19 protein-coding genes and 1 pseudogene are annotated in these 20,595 nt (G+C 62.6%); 9 read left to right on the plus strand and 11 right to left on the minus strand.

All coding sequences use genetic code 11. The annotated features are described in order from the left end of the window. Positions 1–2: 2 nt before the first annotated feature. On the minus strand, positions 3–671 hold the full coding sequence (locus LI72_RS01885; protein WP_081984519.1) for an arylesterase: 669 nt from the start codon (positions 669–671) through the stop codon (positions 3–5). Between the two features lie 53 nt (positions 672–724). On the opposite strand from LI72_RS01885, the gene LI72_RS01890 reads away from it, so the two are divergent. Beyond that, positions 725–1,435: an ABC transporter ATP-binding protein gene (locus tag LI72_RS01890; protein WP_033924139.1), complete on the plus strand. Its 711-nt coding sequence runs from the start codon at positions 725–727 to the stop codon at positions 1,433–1,435. Beyond that, positions 1,432–3,975, plus strand: coding sequence for an ABC transporter permease (locus LI72_RS01895; RefSeq protein ID WP_033924140.1), 2,544 nt, complete (start codon positions 1,432–1,434; stop codon positions 3,973–3,975). Before LI72_RS01890 ends, LI72_RS01895 begins: the two co-directional genes overlap by 4 nt. Before the next feature lie 88 nt (positions 3,976–4,063). Here the strand turns inward: LI72_RS01895 and bchJ are convergent. The 4 genes and pseudogenes from bchJ to LI72_RS19875 all read right to left on the minus strand — a co-directional run. Beyond that, positions 4,064–4,579, minus strand: a pseudogene (gene bchJ / locus LI72_RS20440) (bacteriochlorophyll 4-vinyl reductase); the annotation flags it as partial. A gap of 1 nt (position 4,580) precedes the next feature. Then, on the minus strand, positions 4,581–6,197 hold the full coding sequence (gene bchE, locus LI72_RS01905) for a magnesium-protoporphyrin IX monomethyl ester anaerobic oxidative cyclase (RefSeq protein WP_052129394.1): 1,617 nt from the start codon (positions 6,195–6,197) through the stop codon (positions 4,581–4,583). A gap of 67 nt (positions 6,198–6,264) precedes the next feature. Beyond that, complete coding sequence (locus LI72_RS19315) at positions 6,265–7,203, minus strand: DNA adenine methylase (RefSeq protein WP_197051760.1); 939 nt, start codon at positions 7,201–7,203, stop codon at positions 6,265–6,267. Then, positions 7,200–7,877 carry a hypothetical protein gene (locus LI72_RS19875; protein ID WP_156139433.1) on the minus strand — a complete coding sequence of 226 codons (678 nt, stop codon included), beginning with the start codon at positions 7,875–7,877 and terminating at the stop codon, positions 7,200–7,202. The genes LI72_RS19315 and LI72_RS19875 overlap by 4 nt, the downstream gene beginning before the upstream one ends. Positions 7,878–7,953: 76 nt before the next feature. Between LI72_RS19875 and LI72_RS20240 the strand changes: the two genes are divergently transcribed. Further along, positions 7,954–8,409, plus strand: coding sequence for an IS630 transposase-related protein (locus tag LI72_RS20240; RefSeq protein ID WP_197051761.1), 456 nt, complete (start codon positions 7,954–7,956; stop codon positions 8,407–8,409). Next, entirely contained in the window at positions 8,381–8,929 is a 549-nt protein-coding gene (locus LI72_RS20245; protein WP_443018104.1) for an IS630 family transposase, read from the plus strand. The genes LI72_RS20240 and LI72_RS20245 overlap by 29 nt, the downstream gene beginning before the upstream one ends. Here LI72_RS20245 and LI72_RS19880 read toward each other — a convergent pair. From LI72_RS19880 to LI72_RS01925, 3 genes are all read right to left on the minus strand, one after another. Further along, a complete protein-coding gene (locus tag LI72_RS19880) occupies positions 8,917–9,690 on the minus strand; it encodes a hypothetical protein (protein ID WP_156139434.1) in 774 nt (257 codons plus the stop codon). The two genes, LI72_RS20245 and LI72_RS19880, sit on opposite strands and share 13 nt — an antisense overlap. Before the next feature lie 199 nt (positions 9,691–9,889). After that, on the minus strand, positions 9,890–10,735 hold the full coding sequence (locus tag LI72_RS01920; RefSeq protein ID WP_033924142.1) for a phasin family protein: 846 nt from the start codon (positions 10,733–10,735) through the stop codon (positions 9,890–9,892). Positions 10,736–10,922: 187 nt separating this feature from the next. Further along, on the minus strand, positions 10,923–12,740 hold the full coding sequence (locus tag LI72_RS01925; protein ID WP_033924143.1) for a PHA/PHB synthase family protein: 1,818 nt from the start codon (positions 12,738–12,740) through the stop codon (positions 10,923–10,925). Positions 12,741–12,912: 172 nt separating this feature from the next. Here LI72_RS01925 and LI72_RS01930 point away from each other — a divergent pair, with 172 nt between their 5' ends. The 5 genes from LI72_RS01930 to LI72_RS01950 all read left to right on the plus strand — a co-directional run bounded on the left by LI72_RS01930 (position 12,913) and on the right by LI72_RS01950 (position 17,147). Further along, the gene (locus tag LI72_RS01930; protein ID WP_033924341.1) at positions 12,913–14,124 is read left to right on the plus strand and encodes an LL-diaminopimelate aminotransferase; all 1,212 of its coding nucleotides are present in this window, start codon (positions 12,913–12,915) and stop codon (positions 14,122–14,124) included. A 111-nt stretch (positions 14,125–14,235) separates the two neighbouring features. Then, a complete protein-coding gene (locus LI72_RS20445) occupies positions 14,236–14,964 on the plus strand; it encodes a winged helix-turn-helix domain-containing protein (RefSeq protein ID WP_081984523.1) in 729 nt (242 codons plus the stop codon). A 70-nt stretch (positions 14,965–15,034) separates the two neighbouring features. Next, positions 15,035–15,727, plus strand: coding sequence for a glutathione binding-like protein (locus tag LI72_RS01940; RefSeq protein WP_033924144.1), 693 nt, complete (start codon positions 15,035–15,037; stop codon positions 15,725–15,727). After that, the gene (locus tag LI72_RS01945; protein WP_033924145.1) at positions 15,724–16,353 is read left to right on the plus strand and encodes a 2-hydroxychromene-2-carboxylate isomerase; all 630 of its coding nucleotides are present in this window, start codon (positions 15,724–15,726) and stop codon (positions 16,351–16,353) included. Before LI72_RS01940 ends, LI72_RS01945 begins: the two co-directional genes overlap by 4 nt. Next, positions 16,350–17,147, plus strand: a complete 798-nt coding sequence (locus tag LI72_RS01950; protein WP_033924146.1) for a crotonase/enoyl-CoA hydratase family protein — start codon at positions 16,350–16,352, stop codon at positions 17,145–17,147. The genes LI72_RS01945 and LI72_RS01950 overlap by 4 nt, the downstream gene beginning before the upstream one ends. A 197-nt stretch (positions 17,148–17,344) precedes the next feature. Here LI72_RS01950 and LI72_RS01955 read toward each other — a convergent pair whose 3' ends face one another. The 3 genes from LI72_RS01955 to LI72_RS18830 all read right to left on the minus strand — a co-directional run bounded on the left by LI72_RS01955 (position 17,345) and on the right by LI72_RS18830 (position 20,469). Continuing rightward, a complete protein-coding gene (locus tag LI72_RS01955; protein ID WP_033924147.1) occupies positions 17,345–17,617 on the minus strand; it encodes a hypothetical protein in 273 nt (90 codons plus the stop codon). 308 nt (positions 17,618–17,925) lie between these two features. Beyond that, the gene (locus LI72_RS01960; protein ID WP_033924148.1) at positions 17,926–19,362 is read right to left on the minus strand and encodes an amidohydrolase; all 1,437 of its coding nucleotides are present in this window, start codon (positions 19,360–19,362) and stop codon (positions 17,926–17,928) included. A gap of 90 nt (positions 19,363–19,452) precedes the next feature. Then, entirely contained in the window at positions 19,453–20,469 is a 1,017-nt protein-coding gene (locus LI72_RS18830) for an SDR family oxidoreductase (protein WP_052129396.1), read from the minus strand. Positions 20,470–20,595: the final 126 nt, after the last annotated feature.

The raw sequence follows: 20,595 nt of genomic DNA on the forward strand, positions 1-20,595 counted from the left end.
GATTACCCCTTGAGTTCCTCTGCGACCATGTTGCTGATTCCGGCCACAACCTTGCTGATGCCCTGGGGATTGGGGTGGATGCCATCGGGCAGCATCAGCGCCTTGTCGGTGATGACCCCGTCCAGGAAGAAGGGATAAAGCTCTGCATCATATTTTTTGGCAAGTGTCCCGTAGATCGGGTTGAAGCTGTCCGCATAGTCCTTGCCCAGGTTCGGCGCGGCGATCAGCCCGGTCAGCACCAAGTCGATATCGCGCTTCTTCAGTTCGGTCAGCATTGCGTCGAGATTGCTCTGCGTCTGGTCGGGGCTGATGCCGCGTAGCATGTCATTACCGCCGAGGCCCAGAATGACGAGGTCCGGCTTGCGCGGCAGGCCATCAAGCGCGAAGGCCAGCCGCTGCAGTCCCGCTGCGGTCGTATCGCCCGACACGCCGGCATTGTGCACCGAGACCTTCAACCCCTTGGCGGACAGGGCCTTTTCCAATTGCGCGGGGAAGCTTTCGTCCTGCTTGACGCCATAGCCAGCGTACAGGCTGTCGCCGAACGCCATCACCAATTTGGTGTCCGCGCTGAGTGCTGTGGGGGCGGCCGGAGCCTCGGCGCGTTCGACCGACGGGGCTGCGGCTTCGTCAGACGACGGCGAACATGCTGCAGTGCAATGGACAAGCAACAATGCCGCCCCATATAGAATGCTGTTCCGACCCAAAGCGAAAGCCCTTTCATTTCATGCACGATACCCTGACGCGGTCTCATATTGCCATTGCCGCCCGCAATGTCACCCTCTCGCTCGGCGAGGCAGGCAACCAGACGCAGATTCTGAAGGGGATCGACCTTGAAATCCCGCTGGGCCAGTCGGTCGCGCTGCTGGGACCGTCGGGCTCGGGCAAGTCGTCGCTGATGGCGATCCTTTCCGGGCTGGAACGCGCGAGCAGTGGCGAGGTTCATGTCGCCGGGCTCGATTTCGGGCCGATGGATGAAGATGGTCTGGCCAAGGCGAGGCGCGGCCGGATCGGGATCGTGCTCCAGGCCTTCCATCTGCTGCCGACGATGACCGCGCTCGAAAATGTCGCGGTGCCACTCGAACTCGCCGGGCGCGACGATCCGTTCGGCACGGCGAAGCGCGAGCTCGAGGCTGTGGGCCTTGGCCACCGCGTCACGCATTATCCCAGCCAGCTTTCGGGCGGTGAGCAGCAGCGCGTGGCGATTGCCCGCGCGATGGCGCCGGGGCCGGAGATCATCTTTGCCGACGAGCCCACCGGCAACCTCGACGGGACGACGGGCGAGGCGATCATCGACCTGCTGTTCAGCCGGCAGCGCGCCAGCGGTGCGACGCTGCTGATCATCACCCATGACCCGGCGCTCGCGACGCATTGCAACCGCGTCATCGAAATGCGCGATGGTCTGATCATTGCGGACCGCGCTGGCGGCGCGGCATGACCTGGGCGCAGATCTGGCGGATCGCGCGGCGGGACCTGTCGGGGCGCTTCCGGGGGCTGAGGCTTCTGATCGTCTGCCTGTTCCTGGGTGTCGCGACGCTGGCCACCATCGGCAGCCTCACCGCCTCGATCACCGGCGAGCTGTCGCAGCGCGGCCAGGTGATCCTGGGCGGCGATTTCGAAGTGACGATGTCGCAGCGCATGGCGAGCGATGCCGAGCAGGCGGCATTCGAGCGCGAAGGGCTGGTGTCCGAGACGGTCCGGATGCAGGCGATGGGGCAACGCATTGCGCCGCGCGCGCCGGGGGCTGGGGGGGGCACCGGCCCCGACGCCATTCTCGCCGAATTGAAGGGCGTTGATTTCGATTATCCACTGTATGGCACCGTCACGCTGCGGTCAGGCCATTACGCGCCGCTCGATCCGGGCAGCGCAGTGATCGGCGCAGGGCTGGCCGACCGGCTGGACCTGAAGACCGGCGACAAGATCCGCTTTGGCGAGGCCGAGTTCGTGATCCGCGGCATCATCGCCGACGAACCCGACCGGTTGGGCGAGGGCTTTACTTTGGGCCCCGTCGCGCTCGTGTCCGATCTTGGCATTCAGCGCACCGGGCTGATCCAGCCGGGGAGCATGTACGAGGCCAAGTATCGCGTGAAGCTGGGCGCGCTCGACGACCCCGTCGCCTCGATCGACCGGCTGAAAGCCAAGTTCCCCGAGGCCGGGCTGGAAATGCGCGACCGCGATCGCGGCGCGCCGGGCACCTCGCGCTTCATCGAGCGGATGGGCCAGTTCCTCTCGCTGGTGGGGCTCGCCGCGCTGGTGATCGCAGGCATCGGCGTCGGCAACGGCGTGGCGTCGTACCTCGCGACCAAGCGGCAAGGCATCGCGACGCTCAAGATCCTCGGCGCAGGCTCGGGCGATATCCTGCGCATCTATCTGGTGCAGATCCTCGCGGTTTCGGCGCTGGCGATCGGCGGCGGGCTGGTGGCGGGCGCCCTGATTCCGCCGGCGATCATCGCGGCGGCGGGCGACATCCTGCCGGTGAAGCCCGGCTTTGCGATCCATCCGTTGCCGCTGCTGGTCAGCGCCGCCTATGGCTTGCTGATCGCGTTCATCTTTGCGCTGCCGCCGCTGGCGCGCGCGCGGCACATTCCGGCAGCTGGGCTGTTCCGGTCGCTGATCGAGGGCAATCGCTGGCCGGATCGCGCAACCTTGATCGCGGTGGGGGCAGGGATTGCCGCCATCGTCGTGCTGGCTCTGGTCACCGCGCGCGAGGCGGTGTTCTCCGCCTGGTTCATGGCGGCGGCGACGGGCGTGCTGCTGATGCTCGCCGGCATCGGCTGGGGCATCCGCTGGACCGCATCGAAGCTGCCGCGCCCCAAGGCACCGCTGCTGCGGCTGGCGCTCGCCAACCTGCACCGCCCCGGCGCGCAGACCGGGCAGCTGGTGGTGGCGCTGGGCCTGGGGCTCACGCTGTTCGTGATCCTGGGAGGCATCCAGACCAGCCTGACCAACGAGATCACCCGCACGGTGCCCAAGGAGGCGCCCAACCTGTTCGTGCTCGACGTGCCCGTGGCGGGCGCAGCGCAGTTCCGCCAGGTGGTGCAGGCGGCCGCGCCCGGCGCGGCGGTCAACACCGTCCCCTCGCTGCGTGGCACAGTCACCGGCTACAAGAACATCCGCGTCGCCGATCTCAAGGACATTCCCGACAACGCCTGGGTGCTGCGCGGCGAGCGCGGGCTCACCTATGCCGAGACCTTGCCCGAGGGCAGCGAGCTGATCGAAGGAACATGGTGGCCCAAGGGCTATGACGGACCGCCGCTCGTCTCGGTCGACCGCGAGATGGCGCAGATCCTCGACCTCAAGGTCGGCGACAGCCTGACCGTCAGCCTGCTCGGACGCGAATTCACCGCGAAGATCGCCTCGCTGCGCCAGATCAACTGGGACACGATGGGCTTCAACTATGTGATGGTGTTCAGCCCCAACACCTTGCGCGATGCCCCGCACAACCTTGCCGCGACGGTTTCGCTCAAGGGCATGGCGGATGCGGACGCCAAGGAGCGCGCGGTGTCCAAGGCGGTGCTGGCGGCGTTTGCCTCGTCCTCGGTGATCGAGGTACGCGATGTCATCGGCCAGGTCTCGACGATCCTGACCCAGATCGCCACCGCCATCGCCGCCGCCGGATCGATCGCGATCCTCTCCGGCATCGCGGTGCTGATCGGTGCGATCGCCGCATCGCGCCAGGCGCGCATCTATGACAGCGTGATCCTCAAGACTTTGGGCGCGACGCGCGGCCAGATATTGTCGGCGCAGGCGCTGGAATACGGGCTGCTCGCCGCGTTGCTGGCGCTGGTCGCGCTGGCCCTGGGGCTGACTGCGGCGTGGTACGTGATCACCCAGATCTTCAGCTTCAACTGGCTGCCCGATTGGCCGGTGGTGCTGATGACCCTGGGCGGCGGTGCGCTGCTGACATTGGGGCTGGGGATTGTCGGATCGCTGCCGGTGCTCGCGGCACGGCCCGCCCGCGCGCTGCGCCAGCTGTGATCGGCGCGATACGATAGTGCCAGCGGTGCGGATGCCGGGGATCGGGCGCGCTGCCGGTGCAGCCCGATCCGCGGCGCACCAGCGTTGCGTACAATCGCGCAAAGACCTGAGCGTACCAGAGGAACAGCGTGGGCGGCGGCGCGCAGGCATCGCCTGCATCGCCGCGATCGATGGTGAAATGCCACGGCCCGGTGACCGTGAAGCGGCCCGCACCGATGAACGTCCAGGCGTGGCGCGCAATCGCCTTCATCAGCAGCCGGGCGGCGAGCGGGGCGGGGAGCCAGCGCAGCGCCCTTGCGGCCAAGGCAGGAATGCGGTGCGCGATGATGTAATCCGCCGTGCCTTCCGCCGCCGCAACCGCGATCTCGTCCGCCGCCTCGGGGTGCAGCGCCGCGAGCGCGTGATGCAGCCGCAGCGCTTCGGCTTCGGCGATCATCGCATCGCCTGAGGGCAGGGGATACACCCCGGCCACGTCAAGGACCTCGCGCGCTGCCGCCGGGCCGATCCGCCGCTCCATCGCCCATGCCGTCTGCAATACGGCGTTGGGGCCGATCAGGGCCGGGGCTTTCGGAGCGACGACGGCGCGCGAGGGAGCGGCAGACACCTCAGTCCCCCGGTCCTGCGCTCAGCTCTATCCGATCGCGCGCGCGCTCCTTCATCTGCGCGCGCACCGCCTGGCGCCGTTCGCTGGCGCGCGCGGCACGGTCTGCCGCCGTTTCCCAGTCGGACGCGGCCTGCTCGACCGAAACCCGTTTTTCGTCGAAGTGGAAGTCGACCGACTTGGCGGTCTGCGGCCCCCAATAGCCCGCCTTGCCCAGATCATAGAAGGTGCGCCTGAAGCCTGCGCGCAGGAACGCATAGAGGCAGCCCAGCAGATAGCGCCGCCGGAAGCCCGTGCCGCGCCAGGGATAATGGAACAGCGCCTTTTGCATGTAGAAGCGGCGATAGTTCTTCATCACTCCATCGAGCAGCTCGCCGCGCTCCATCGCGGCGGGCTTCATGATCGGGGTGACGAAATTGTACTTGCTGAAGTCATGGACCTCGACCTTGTCCTTCAACTCCTCGAACAAGGGCGTGAACGGCCAGGGGGTGTACATCGACCAGTTGGCGAGGTCCGGCTGCCAGTCCCACGCCATGCGATAGCTTTCCTCGAGCGTCTCGGCGGTCTCGTTCTCGAGGCCGACGATGAACTGCGCCTCGACGAAAATGTCCGCCTCGCGCAGCAGCCGGATCGCGGTCTTGTTCTCCTCGACCTTGGTTTCCTTGTTGAACAGGTCGAGCCGCATCTGCGCCGCCGCCTCGGTGCCCAGGCTGACATGCACCAGCCCTGCCGAGCGGTAGAAGGCGAGCAGCTCCTTGTCGCGATAGATGTCGGTGACGCGGGTGTTGATGCCCCATTTCACCTTGTCCGGAAGGCCGCGATCGATCAGCTCCTGGCAGAACTCGATGAACTTCTTGCGGTTGATCGTCGGCTCCTCGTCGGCGAGGATGAAGAAGCCGACGCCGTGTTTCTCGTGCAGCTCCTGAATCTCGTCGACCACCAGTTTGGGATCGCGCACGCGGTAATCGCGCCAGAACTTCCACTGCGAACAGAACGAGCAGGTAAACGGGCAGCCGCGCGCCAGATTGGGGATGGCAACGCGCGTGTTGAGCGGCAGATAGGTGTACTGCTTCCAGTCGAGAATGTCCCAGTCGGGCGAAAGCGTGGCCATGTCCTTGACCGTCTCGGCCGCCTTGGTCGCGACGATGCGATCGCCCTCTCGCCAGGCGAGCCCCGCGATGCCGGGGCGGTCGGCGAGCCAGCGGCCCTGCGCGATCGCGGTGAACAGCTCGACCGCGATATTCTCGCCCTCGCCGCGCACGATGACATCGATATGCGGCGCCTCGGTCAGCACCTGGCGGTACATGAAGGTCGCATGCACTCCGCCCAGCACCCGCACCGCCTTGGGCACGGTCAATGCGGCGATCTCCAGCACGCGTTCGGCGGCATAGATCGAAGGGGTGATCGCGGTGGTGCCGACGACATCGGGCTGCAACGCGGCCATGCGCATCGCCAGATCCTCGTCCGACACGCCTTCGGTCATCGCATCGATGAAGTGGATGTCGTCAAAGCCAGCGCGCCGCAGCGGCCCGGTGAGATACGCCACCCAGGCCGGCGGCCACGTCCCCGCAATCTCCGCCCCGCCAGAGCGGTAATTGGGGTGAACAAACAGAATGCGCATAACCGTCCCCTCCGACTCGGGGGATATGCCCCGTTATGTCAGAGGATGGCGGAGGGGGCGGGGGCGATCATTGAGGTGGATCAAATTTGGGGAGGGTACAAGGTTGCAAATTAGTCCGCCGTATTTCGACAAGCGGAGGGACCATGTAGGGAACGTTGAGCGATTCGGAAAAAAACATCACTTCCTGCCCACGTTCTTTGCGATGTGCGCTATAATTTAAGGTGTACTGTAATTTCGCAGCCATACCGTATAAATCATGAATTGGCCGCACATCATCATATGAAACAATCCAGTTTTTCATTCTCAAATCTATTATAGAAGATGCTACATTGATATGGTCATTAGGCTTGTACGCATTTAAATAAAGGGACTGACCCTTGTCGTAGTACGGTGGATCAAGATAAATGAGGGATGTCCTGTCCCAAAAAAATGATCGCTCCTGAATGAAATTCATGGCGTCTAAATTTGATATTCTGATCCGATTGCGTTTGAGAGCTATGTTAGATATTCTTCGGATTAGGTCGACCTTGTTGAATCTAGCGTCGATTTTGTACCGTCCTCCTTGCTCTTTGCCTCCTATAACCCCCCCATTGAGTACGCCTGATCTGTTTGTTCTGTTAAGAAAAAAAAATGCGAATCCGAGTTCGCTGCTGCTGAATTTCTCTGGGTTGTTGTATACAGTTTTTGCTCTGTTCCACTGTTCAATATCTATAGGCGTGTCGGTAATTGTGCGACACAGAGTTTCAGTGTGGTTGATGACAGCGTCCCAAAATGCAAAAACTGGCGGGGAGATGTCATTGACCTCAACGTTTCGGACAATCCCTTTCAGGAGTAATTCCCACGCTATCGCTGCTCCACCAGCGTAAGGCTCTACATATGTGCCATCTTCAAGATCGTTCAGTCGGATTAGGTCGATCATAAACCGTGCAAGTTTGCCCTTTCCGCCAGGGTAGCGCAAAGGCGAAAACGACATTGTGGGTCGAGTTTTGGTGTCAAGCATGGTCATGCGGGGCCATAGGCAGCAATGAAGACCGGATTGCAAGCCTCCCAGGCGGCGCGTAAGGTGTCTGCAGTTGGTATGGCGTAGCTATTGTGCACGAAGCTGTTGAGCGATTGAATGCTGCAATTGGAAGATTGTGTCAAAAGCAAACTCTGAAACGAGCGTAAATCGCTAGAGTTAAATGTGTTGGTGTTTGACTTGATAATATGTTTCTGAATTTCACTTCCAAGTATGTTTAGCGCCTTTGGCGTGCGTTTTCCTTCTTGATCTATGACGGCCAGCGGAATATTATTATGCTTGGCGTAATGTCGTAATGTTATCTCGAGAAATGCTCTCAATAAGAAAGCGCATGAAATCTCGAAGCCAGATAGTTTAATTTTTGTGCATTCCTCAAGTATATGTATTGCTTTTTCAATTTCAGGATCTGAAAATGGAAGCCTCCGCGGGGCTAGGGTTAGACGTTTGCCCGTGACTGGACGTGTCTTTCGCTTAGATTCTTTAGATTTAAGGCTCTGGCTGTTCGGATCTTTGCGCTTATTCTTTTCCAGGTTAAGGGTACATATTGCCGTGGGGGTTGAATTGTCACGATCATTCGGTTGCAGTGACGGCGGTAGTTTTGCGAAATAATCCTCGATATCGCTTGCTTTGTTGATGTCACGACTATTGATTTTGCCATCCACTAGAGCACTTTCATGATGTGCGGAATCGGAGGGGGGATTTCCTTTTGGGCGATTGTGTGATTCATGGGGAGCCGTCTTGCAGGAGGCGGCGATGGGTTGGCGATCAGGGCAGAGTTACTCGCAGGATTTGCGGGATCGGGTGATGGGCGCAGTCGATGGCGGCATGGCCGTTCGGGAAACTGCGGCGGTGTTCAAGGTCAGCGTTGCCTATATCTACAAGGCGCTGATCCGTCGGCGGCTGACAGGGGACACACGAGCCAATCCCGTCCGAGGCCGACCGCCGCGCAAACTGTCGCCCGAGCAAGAACAGGCGCTTGGCGCGCACATCCGGTCACGGCCGGGCATTACATTGGCCGAGGCGCAGAGCTGGTTGCAGGCGGAGCACGGCGTCACGCTCAGCATTGGCACCATGTGGAATACCGCCCGCCGTCTCGGCTTGTCTTTCAAAAAAAGCCCTGCGCGCCAGCGAACAGGACCGGCCCGACGTAGCGGCAAGGCGCAAGCTGTGGAGAGCAGCGCAGCCGTTCATTGATCCTGAGAGCCTGGTCTTTCTGGATGAGACAGGCGTCAACACTAAGATGGCGCGGCTCTATGGCTGGGCTTCAGTGGGCGAACGCTGCCACGACAGCGCGCCGTTCGGCCATTGGAAGACGATGACGTTCATTGCCGGGCTGCGCCTGACCGGCATGACAGCGCCCTGGGTGCTCGACGGCCCGATGGATGGCACCGCCTTTTGTGCCTATGTCCGCCATATCCTCGCGCCTACCCTGAAACGCGGCGATGTCGTGGTGCTCGACAATCTCCCCGCCCACAAGGTTGCAGGGGTCCGCGAGGCCATCGCTGAGCGGCGGGCGCAAATATTCTATCTGCCGCCCTACAGCCCAGATCTGAACCCCATTGAGATGGCCTTCTCAAAGCTCAAGGCCCTGCTCAGGCATGAGCCACCACGCACCATCGACAGCCTCGTTGAGCGCATCGGTGTGCTGCTCGACCGCTTCGTCTCCACCGAATGCGCCAACTTCTTCCATGCCGCCGGATATCAACGGTCATGATGAAATTGCTCTAGATCATCAATTATCTTTACGATGGTATCGAGCACTAGCTTGGCTGGTCTGACGGTCATAGGTATATTGATATCGTGTTCATCTTTTGCATACGTCAGTCCTAAATGAGCTTTCCCGGCGCTCGATGTAAGGAGTCTTTCGATATTGCTAGATTGCTTTGACTCAATATATTTTCGTTTTTCTTCCCAATCGTCATCAGACATGTCGGCATTGCGGCCCACAAATGCCAGGAGGTCGGTTACCGAACGGTCATGGGTAAATCGAGCTATTTCAAGTGGTCCCCAATCAATTCGGCCTTCGCCATCGGCTCCTCCAGTATGGCGACGGTAAATCCACTGATTTGCTTCTTCTCGATCTTTGAACCTGACACAGCGAATTTCAGAAAATTCATCAGGTGCAAAATCTTCTGAGATCTTTTGAAGTCGTTTTTTTAGACGATCTGTAATTGATGTGCCGTCGAGGAGTATTGAATTGCACAATACCTTGATTGCAGATAGACGCCTGTTGCCGTCTAGGACTATATAGTCACCTTCATTGACCTCGTCTTCGATGACGTACAAGCTGTCACCTGGATCTGTTCCATTCTCCTTAATACTTGCCATCATGTTCCGAAAATGAACTGGGTTTAGCTCAATAAGCTTTTGTAGAGCATCGCTCTGGCTTTTCGCTGATCCGAGTCTCGGATTTTCCTCATCGAGGAGCAGTGCGTCTAAGTCGACATCAAGAGTTTCGGTGTTCACACGAGTCATCGCTCGATACCCCCTTCATGGGGTATTGTAATATATTGCTTAATTTTGATGTGAATAGGGAATAACCACCCAAATGGATGTATTGCGGTTATGGCTACAGATGAGGCTATTACCGTTGCCACAAAAAAGCCGCCCCGGTTGCCCGGAGCGGCTTTTTGGTTTCCCGACCGCCGTTGAAGGCGGTGGGGAAGCTCTTGGATCAGGCAGCCTTCTTGAAGCTGTCGACCGCGACGCTGACGCGGTTCGAGATCGGCTGGAACACGTCGCCGGCCAGCTTGAGGAACATTTCGCTGTTCTTCGAGGTCTGGGCGACGGCGGTGTCGAAGCTCTTCTTGACCAGCTTGGTCTGCAGTTCGATGAACTCGGTCGGCGACTTGACCGTGGTCATTTCCTTGAGCGCGGCGGTCAGTTCCTCGAAGCCCTTCTTGGTGTCTTCGGCATAGGTCTGGCCCATTTCCTGCGCGCCCTTGGCGGCAATCTTGCCCGATTCGACCAGGGCTTCAACGTTGCCCTTCGAGAATTCGGTCGCCTGCGAAACCATTTCGGTGCCCTTTTCATAGGCGCCCTTGGCGCGGGTCGACATGTCGCCCATCAGCGCCTTGACGCGATCGGTCATGGCTTCGGCGGCCTTCTTGGTTTCTGCGGTGATGGTTTCGGTGGTGGTCATCTTGGTTTCCTTCTTCGGTGCGGGTGCGGCGGCCTTGACGGCGGCCGGAGTGGCTTTGACTGCGGACGTCTTGATCGTGGCCTTGGGCTTGGCCGGTTTCGCGGCGGGCTTGGCCATCTTTGGTGCTGCGACGGGGGCCGGGGCCTTGGCCGCAGGGGCAGGCTTTTCCGCGACGGGCTTGGCGGCGGGTGCCACCGGCTCCGGCTTCACGGCGGGAGCGGCCTTGGGCGCGATCACGGGATCGGCAACCTTGGCGGCCGGGGCCTTGGCGGGTTCAGCCTTGGGTGCTGCCGGGGCAGCCTCCGTCTTGGCAGTGACGGCAGCTGCATTGGCCTCTGCCACCTTGGCGGCAGGAGGGGTCTTGCTGGGTTCAGACATTGTCGGTCTCACTCATGTGCTGCTTCATGCTGCACTGCACAATAGTGATCCAGGTTAGTCTCGTCAAGGAATTTGTTGCACTGCACAAAAGTGCAAATCTGCGACTAGTGGCAGGCGCCAGGCCGCGCAGGGCGATCCCTTGCGTGCCTCGCCATGGTATCGCAATCGGGTCGCCGGAGCAACCGGATCAGCGCGCCTTGACGTAGCGTCCCGGCGCATCCTCGATGGCCTTGAGCCTGCCCTTGCCGGGGACGCGCGCGCCCTTGGCAGGCACGGTCTTGTCCGCGTGCGCCTTGAGCCAATCGATCCAGTCTGGCCACCAGCTGCCCATGGTTTCGGTGGCGCCGGCGATGAAATGCTCGAGGCCATTTACCGGCTGCTCGTTGGTCCAGTACTGGTATTTCTGCATCGAGGGCGGGTTGACCACGCCTGCAATATGACCCGAGCCTGCAAGCACGAAGCGGACGGGGCCGGAGAGGTGATCGGTCAGCCGCCAGACGCTTTCCAGCGGCGCGATATGGTCTTCCTTGCCCGCCTGGATATAGGCCGACGTCTCGATCAGCCGCAGGTCGATGGGGGTACCATCGACGCTCAGCGATCCTGGCTGGACCAGCCGGTTGTCGCGATAGAGATCCTTGAGGTACGAGCGGTGCCATTTGGCGGGCAGGTTGGTGGTGTCGCCATTCCAGTGCAGCAGGTCGAACGGGGGATAATCCTCGCCCAGCAGATAGTTGTTGATCACATAGTTCCAGATAAGGTCGCGCCCGCGCAGCAGGTTGAAGGTCGCGGCCATGTAGCGCCCGTCGAGATAGCCGTTGCTGCCGAGCTGCTCGACCAGCTTCAGCTGCTCGTCATCGACGAACAATGTGAGGTCGCCCGCTTTCTCGAAATCGACCTGCGCGGTGAAGAAGGTAACCGACTTGACGCGATCGGCCTCGCCGCGCTTGGCGAGCAGCGCCAAAGTGGCAGCGAGCGTGGTGCCCGCGACGCAATAGCCGATGGTGTGAACATGGGGAACCGAGAGCAGGTCGCGCACGGTATCGATCGCCTCGATCTGCGCCTTGACGTAGTCGTCCCAGATGATCTCGGCCATGCTCTCGTCGGCGGACTTCCAGGAGACCATGAACACGGTGATGCCCTGTTCGGTCGCCCATTTGACGAAGCTCTTCTGCGGGTTGAGATCGAGGATGTAGAAGCGGTTGATCCACGGCGGGAAGATCACCAGCGGGATCTCCAGCACCTCGTCGGTGGCAGGCGCGTATTGGATCAGCTGGAACAGCGGCGTTTCGTACACCACCTTGCCCGGTGTCACCGCGATGTTGCGGCCAAGTTCGAATGCGTCGGGGTCGGTATGGGTGAGCTGACCCTTGCGCATGTCGGAGAGCATGTGCTCGAGCCCCTTGAGCAGGTTCTCGCCCTTGCTCTCGACCAGCTTTTCCATGACCAGGGGATTGGTGATCGCGAAGTTCGCCGGGCTCGATGCATCGATCAGGCCCTTCAGCGCAAAGCGCATCTTCTCCTTCTGTTTCGGCTCCAGCCCGTCGACGCGGTCGGCGACGCGCAGCATCTGTTCGGACACCATCAGATAGCTCTGCTGGATCAGTGCATAGACCGGGTTGTCGTGCCACTGGCGTGCGGCAAAGCGCCGATCGGATCGCAGCTCGGGCACGTGTGCAGGGGTCTTGGGCGGGCCGCCTTCGTGCTCGGCGAGCAGGGCAGGGGGAGTCATCGCCCCGATGAAGCCCTGCCACAGGGTCATGCCATCGCGCCACATATCGGCCTGCGCATCGAGCATCGCCTGCGGCATCGACCCCATCCACGCGGGAAGCCGCGCCTGGAATGCCTGCGGATCGGTGAAGGCGCTCATGTCGACGGGGTTCTGCTGCGCCATGGTGGCGGCGTGTTCGAGCATCATCTGCTGCGCGCGTCCGACCACCCAGGTCCAGTGCTGCATCTCTTCCAGCGTGGGCAGGCCCGGGGGCGTGAAGTCGGTATCGCCTGACATCTTGGTCTCTCGCTTTTGTTCTTTAACTGCGTCCTAGCAGCGCCGGGCTGCAAAGATAAGTCCCTGATCGGCGGTCCGACGCAAGCAAAGGCGTCCTGCTTTTGCTCGACACGCGCCCCCACATAGGTCAAAGAACGCGCTCCAATCACGGAGAATGAAAAGCGAATTCGATATGTCCGAAGACTTCTACCGCATCAAACGCCTGCCCCCCTATGTCATTGCCGAAGTCAATGCGATGCGGGCCGCGGCGCGAGCGGGCGGGGAGGACATCATCGATCTGGGCATGGGCAATCCGGACCTGCCGCCGCCGCCGCACGTCATCGAAAAGCTGTGCGAGGTGGCGATGAAGCCCGATGCGCACGGCTACAGCCAGTCCAAGGGCATTCCCGGATTGCGCAAGGCGCAGGCGAACTATTACGCGCGCCGCTTCAATGTCGAGCTGGATCCGGAGACCGAGGTCGTCGTGACCATGGGGTCGAAGGAAGGCCTGTCGAGCCTTGCCACCGCGATCACCGCGCCGGGCGATGTCGTGCTCGCGCCCAATCCCAGCTATCCGATCCACACCTTCGGCTTCATCATCGCCGGCGCGACAATCCGCTCGGTACCGACGACGCCCGACGAGAATTACTGGCGCTCGCTCGATCGCGCGATGGCGTTCACCGTGCCGCGCCCTTCGGTGCTGGTGGTGGGCTATCCCTCCAACCCCACCGCAGAGGTCGTCGACCTGGCGTTCTACGAGCGGCTGGTCGCCTGGGCGAAGGAGAACAAGGTCTGGGTGCTCTCCGACCTTGCCTATAGCGAGCTCTATTACGACGGCTGCCCGACGCCCTCGATCCTGCAGGTGCCGGGCGCCAAGGATGTCGCGATCGAGTTCACCTCGATGTCGAAGACCTATTCGATGGCCGGATGGCGCATGGGCTTTGCCGTGGGCAACCGCCAGCTGATCGCGGCGCTAACCCGGGTGAAGAGCTATCTCGATTATGGAGCATTCACGCCGATCCAGGCTGCAGCCTGCGCCGCGCTCAACGGCCCGCAGGATATCGTGCAGAAGAACCGCGAGCTCTATCACAAGCGCCGCGACGTGATGATCGATGCCTTCGGCCGTGCAGGCTGGGATATCCCGCCGCCGCGCGCCTCGATGTTCGCCTGGGCGCCGCTGCCGCCGGCGCTCAAGCACATGGGGAGCCTCGAGTTTTCCAAGCAGCTGCTGCAGCACGCCAAGGTCGCGGTGGCACCGGGTGTCGGCTATGGCGAAGACGGCGAAGGCTATGTCCGCATCGCGATGGTCGAGAACGAACAGCGCCTGCGCCAGGCGGCGCGCAACGTGAAGCGCTATCTCACCAGCATGGGCGTCAATGTGCCGGGGCAGGCCGTCGGCAGCTGAAGCGGCGCGGCGGGCAATCGTCCGTTTCGGAGACGACTGCGCGCACAAGCATGTTCTGATCGCGCATGATTGCTTCTCATCGACGTCCATCGGCGTCGGTGGGAGGCAGCCATGCGGTTTGATACCGATCCAGCGCTGGGCGGACCATCGGGGCCTTGGGCCCTGGCTCAAGGCGTCTGGTTGCTGAACGGGTCCGATCGCCTCGCGATGGAACGCGTGGCGGTGGCATTGTCGCGCTTCGGTATCGATGCTCAGCCATTTTCGGAACCGCCTGCGCGCGCCCGTCACAGCCCCGTGCTGTGTGATGTGCGGTTGCGCGGCGCGGCACAGCTTTGGCTTGACGATCTTCCTTGGCGCACGGCCCCGCTGGTGTTCGTCGGCGTCGGCGCAGCCTCGGCACGCGCACGGTTGATCCGCTCGGGTGCGGATGATGCCGTATCGGCGAGGGTGGCGGCGGCCGAGCTGGCTGCGCGAATGAACGCGGCGGTGCGCGCCCATGCCGCAGCCCAGGGCATCGTCCGTCTCGCCGGGTTCGTGTTCGATACAGGGCTTCGCCAGGCGCAATGGCGCGGCAGGGATATTCCCCTGATGCCGCGCGAGTTCGACCTGCTGCTGGTGCTCGCGCGACATGAAGGCATTGCCATCGGCCGCGAGGCGCTGCTGCGCGCGGTGTGGCGCACCGCCTTCGATCCGGGCACCAACAGCCTGGAGGTGCACATCTGCAAGCTTCGGCGGAGCCTCGCGTTTCTCGGGGGTGCGGTGCGGATCGAGACCGAGCGCCATCGCGGCTATCGTCTGGTCTGTGCGCGCGATGCGTCATCCAGTGCGCGTGGGGGGTGACAGCGCCGCCTTGATCCTTATGGTCGGTTGCAAAGCGCAATGCGATTCTGTCTGGAGAGGCTGCCCCGCAATGATCGATCTCTATTACGCGCCCACGCCCAATGGGTGGAAGATTTCCATCATGCTGGAGGAATGCGGCCTCGACTACGCGGTCAGGCCGGTGAACATCGGCGCGGGCGAGCAGTTCGCGCCCGAGTTCCTGAAGATCAGCCCCAACAACCGCATTCCGGCGATCGTTGATCATGATCCCGCCGATGGCGGCGAGCCGGTCAGCGTGTTCGAAACCGGCGCGATCCTGCTGTATCTGGCCGAAAAGACCGGTCAGTTCTTGCCCGCGGATGTGCGGGGTCGCGTGGCGGTGATGCAGTGGCTGATGTGGCAGATGGGCGGCCTTGGCCCGATGCTGGGGCAGAACGGCCACTTCAAGCTCTACGCGCCGGAAAAGCTGCCTTATGCCATTGATCGCTACGAGCGCGAGACGGCGCGGCTGTACGGCGTGCTCGATCGGCGGCTGGCCGAGGCGGACTATGTCGCGGGCGCGGATTACACAATCGCGGACATGGCGATCTTCCCGTGGATCATGACGCACAAGCGCCAGGAGATCACGCTGGACGATTATCCCAACATCGCGCGCTGGTACGCTGTGTGCCGCGCGCGTCCCGCGCTGCAGGCGGGGCTGGCGGTGATGAAGGACGCGATCAACCGCAACCCGCAGGACAATGCGAAGGCGCGCGAGACGCTGTTCGGGATCAAGACGGCATGACCCACCCAATCGAATTCTGCTTCGACCTGTCCAGCCCCTGGACGTATCTGGCGTTCCACAATATCCGCCCGTTGGCCGCCAAGCATGGGGCCACGATCCGCTGGACGCCGATCCTCGTTGGCGGGGTGTTCAACGCGGTCAATCCATCGGTCTATGCCGCGCGCGAAGCCATGGACAGCCCGAAATACCGGCATATGGGCAAGGTGATGCGCGCCTGGGCGCGGTTGGCGGGGGTGGAACTGAAGTTTCCCGCGCCCTGGCATCCGCTGAAAAGCATCGCCCCGATGCGCGCGTGTTGCGCGCTGGAGGATGATCAGGCCGCGCTCGAGCGCTTTGCCGAAGCGGCGTTCCACGCCTATTTCGTCGAGCAGCGCAATCTGGACGATCCTGCAGAAGTGGCGGCCGTTGCGAACTGCATCGGGATGGATGGCGCTGCCCTGGTCGAGGCTGCAGCCAGCCAGCCGGTCAAGGACCGCCTGCGCGCCAACACCGAACGGCTGGTGGCGCGCGGCGGCTATGGTTCGCCCTCGATTTTCGTCCACGGGGCAGATATGTATTTTGGCAATGACCAGCTTCCGCTGGTGGAACAGGCGCTTGTGCAGCCTTTGGGAGAGAAAATGTCATGAACGACCGGGTCAGCATCACCATCGAGAACCATGTCGCCGATGTGCGGCTGAACCGCGCGGACAAGATGAACGCGCTCGATCCGGCGATGTTCGATGGCATCATCGCCGCGATCGACCGTCTGGAGAGCGAACCCGGCGTGCGCGCGGTGGTGCTGTCGGGTGAGGGGCGTTCGTTCTGCGCCGGGCTCGACATGGCGAGCTTCACCGCGCCCGGCGGAAGCTCGGGAGGCGATGCGCCGTCGGCGCTGACCGACCGCACCTATGGCAATGCCAACAAGTTCCAGCAGGTCGCGTTCGGCTGGCGCAAGCTGCCGATGCCGGTGATCGCGGCGGTGCACGGCGTGTGCTTCGGCGGCGGTCTGCAGATCATGTCGGGCGCGTGCATGCGCATCATCGCGCCCGATGCGCGGCTTTCGATCATGGAAATGCGCTGGGGCCTGATCCCCGACATGGGCGGCTATGCCTTGTGGCGCGGCACGGTGCGCGATGACGTGCTGCGCGAGCTGACCTATACCAACCGCGAATTCTCCGGCGAGGAAGCCGGCCGCGTCGGCTTTGCCACGCATCTGGATGCTGATCCCTATGCGCGCGCGATGGCGATCGCGACCGACATCGCGACCAAGAACCCCGATGCGGTGCGTGCCGCCAAGGATCTGTTCAACCGTACGCCCGACCTCGATACCGATGCCATCCTGATGGAAGAGAGCGTGCTTCAGGACAAGATCATCCGTACCCCCAATCAGATGGAAGCGGTGTTCGCGTTCATGCAGAAGCGGGCCGCGAACTTCAGCTGAGGGGTTTTCCTGTTCTTCGGCGAAAGCCGGAGTCCAGCGGCGATATGGTGTTGGAGCCGCTCTGGATTCCGGCGTTCGCCAGCGCGCCGCAGGAGCGCCGCATTCAGGAGGCAAAGTGTTTTTGAGTGGTTGCAACGTCCGCTTTTGGCGTTGATTTTACTCGGCACCAATGACCATTTCTGGGTGGTTAGCTGTCGTCAGGGCTCGTAGAAGGTGCTGCCCCTGTTTGGTGCCGAGCGGAGTTGGTGGATACCGATCCGCCATCCGTCTTCGATGGTCATCTTCGGAGCATCGCTGTTCCAGATCGCGGCAGAAGCGCCCGTCGTGAACTCCTTGGTCAGTCGTAACAGGACCTTCTCTGCCGCCTTCTCCTTCGTGGCAGCATACGCATGTCGGGTTGTGAAGAAGCCTCGGACGTCGTCCGGATGGCGGGGGTCACGGCCATGAATCATGAAGCGGTAGAACGGCATAGACGTATTTTCTGACACTTGCAGAATCACTGCAATGGGGTCGCTTCCTGAACGGCAGGTTTTTTTCAGAACAGTTCCATAGCAGCCACCCACCTCCGCTCAGCCTGAGCTTGTCGAAGGCCCCGCTATTCGGCCAGCGTGGGCGCGGGTCCTTCGACTTCGCGGGCTGGAGCCCGCGGCTCAGGATGAGCGGGGGTGGGCAGGGGTCATCAAGCCCGGCCGCGACTGTTCGCCCCAGTGCCCAATAAGGTGCTGATGGTCCCGGCAGGCGCAAAGCGATCCCCTCGACGCGAACGAACCGCAGAGCCTCAATCCCGATAATCCAGCGGCGGTTTGCGATCCCCCAGCAGCGATTGATATTTGTAATTCGGCCCCAGCGCGGTCTTGAACGCCGCCGTGGCTTCGTCGCGCAATGCCGGGTTGGTGTAGAGCTCGATCGCGGCGAGCGTCATTGCCTTGGCGGCAACCTGCGCGCCCTTGAAGCCGATGGTCATGCCGCTAGCGGCGGCCGATTGCCAGCTGTGCGAAGACGTTCCCGGAACCCAAGTGGCAGCACGCAGGCCCACCGTCGGCGTCGCATAAGACACATCGCCCACATCGGTCGAGCCATAGCCCAGGGTCACATCATAAGGCTGCACCTCGCTCTGGCTGCCCAGCGGCAGATCGGGCTTTTCGAAGCTCTGCCGGATGCCTTGCGCGAACTTGGTTTCCTCTGCCGTATAGCTGATACCGCCGACCTGGCGCAGCTTCATGTCCATCATCTTGGCGAGCGGCTCGTTGACCAGCAGCGGGTTGTTGCCGTGGATGATTTCCCATTCCACCTTCGTCCCGGTGCCCTGCGCTGCGCCCTGCGCGGCCGCTTCCAACCGGGTCCAGATGCTGCGCACCTGATCGGCGTCGGGGTGGCGGACGTAATAGAAGACCTCGGCGAAATCGGGCACGACATTGGGCGCGCTGCCGCCTTCCGTGATGACATAATGGATGCGGGTCTGCTGCGGCACATGCTCGCGCATCATGTTGGCCATCATGTTCATCGCCTCGACCCCGTCGAGCGCCGAGCGGGCGCGTTCGGGCGCCCCTGCGGCATGGGCGGAGACGCCGGTGAAGCGGAACTTGGCCGAGCGGTTGGCGAGCGTCGTACGCGCCGCGGCGGAATTCTCGTCATCGGCATGCCAGTGGATCGTGAAATCGACATCCTTGAAGAGGCCGTCGCGCACCAGATAGACCTTGCCGCTGCCGCCTTCCTCCGCCGGCGTACCATAGAGCCGCACCCGGCCCGGCGTACCGGTGGCCTTCAACCAGTCACGCACCGCCAGCGCCGCGCCCAGCGATCCGGCGGCGAAAAGGTTATGCCCGCAGGCATGCGCCGCGCCCTTCCCGGCGAGCGGCGCGCGCGTCGGCTGCGCGTCCTGGTTGATGCCGGGCAAGGCATCATATTCGGCCAGAATCGCGATCACCGGTCCGCCGCTGCCGAATTCAGCGGTAAAGGCCGTCGGGATGCCGGCGACACCATTGGTGATCGTGAAGCCCGCGCTCTTCAGCCGCTCGCGCAGCAGCGCGCTGGAGCGCTCCTCCTTGTAGCCGACCTCGGCCCATTCCCAGATCTGCCGCGCCACCTTGGCGGTCTCGTCGTAACGCGCGTCGATCGCCTTGATCACCTCCACCGTGGCAGCGTCTTCGGCCTCTGACGCTTGGGCGGGGGTGGCGAGCGTGAAGACGAGTGCGGTGAGCAGGAGGTGTTTCATGGATGGCGGCCCCTTGGGTGTTCAGATGCCAGCATCATGTTGGAGGGAGGGGGAGAGCGCAAGGGGCTAGCGTTGGCGCAGACCTCCGCACTACCGCCAGTCCAGAAACCCCGCGCAGATGCAGTGATCGATCATCCGCCGGAACGCAGCTTCATCGATCGCGGGAGGCGTTATCGCTGCGATCTGCTGCAAGCTGTCGCCCGCAAAGCGCGGGCTACGCAGGAAATAGTCGAAGAACTGGGGACCGATACGGCGATGGACCATCGCGGTGCGACGGTCGCGCGTGGCTCGATCATAGGCCGCAGGGCCAATCATCCGCGCAGGCACGGTGCCGGGGTAATCGGCGACGATGCGCAGCATGTCCGCCATCGCAAAAGGGGCAGCGCCCGCCAGATGCACCCGCGCGCCGCTAAACGCTGCCATGTCCTGCGCCATCGCCATCAGCCCGGCAGTGACATGACAGATCGGCACGATCGCGAAGGCGGCGTCAGCCACGGCGGGAACGTCGCCCAGCAGCGGCGATCCGAACAGCCGGAACAGGTGGTGAAAGCCGTCGATCCTCGCAATCGCGCCATCGCTCAGCCGCCCGACGATGATTGCGGGGCGGGCAATGGCGGCGGCAAGGCCCGTCGCGCGAGCCGCTTCGACCAAGGCCTCCGCGCGCGCCTTGCTCGCCTCATAGCCGTTGGTGAAGGCCGCGGCCGGATCGGCGGGCGTTTCGCTGATCTCGCCATCGGTGCGGCCGCAGACATAGGCGGTGGAGACATGCAGCAGCGGGCAGCCCCAGTCCTGTGCCAGCGCGATGGCATGCGCGGTACCGCCGACATTGACCGCCTCGTGCACCGCGTCGGCAGCGGCGAAATTGACTGTCGCGGCGCAATGAACCAGCAGGTCGATGCCTTGAGGGTGTTCGGCAAGGCCAAAGCCGGGTAGCGCAACATCGCCCTGCAGCACCGCGATCTCGCCAATCCGGTCGCGCGAACCCATATCGAGCACATCGCGGCCTTCGCCCCGGACCAGCGCGGTGACGCGGTGGCCTGAATCGAGCAGAGCTCCTGCCAGCGCCCCGCCGACCAGCCCTGTCGCTCCGGTCAGAAAGACGTGCATGTCGGTTCCCGGTGCGGAATGCCTAAGCCCATCCGCGCAGCCTGAGCTTGTCGAAGGCCTCGCGCCCACACTGGCGGTTTCCCGGGGCCTTCTCCAGGCTCAGGCTGAGCGGGCGTGAGATTCATG

Source organism: Sphingomonas sp. 35-24ZXX (assembly GCF_000786215.1).
Classification (GTDB): domain Bacteria; phylum Pseudomonadota; class Alphaproteobacteria; order Sphingomonadales; family Sphingomonadaceae; genus Blastomonas.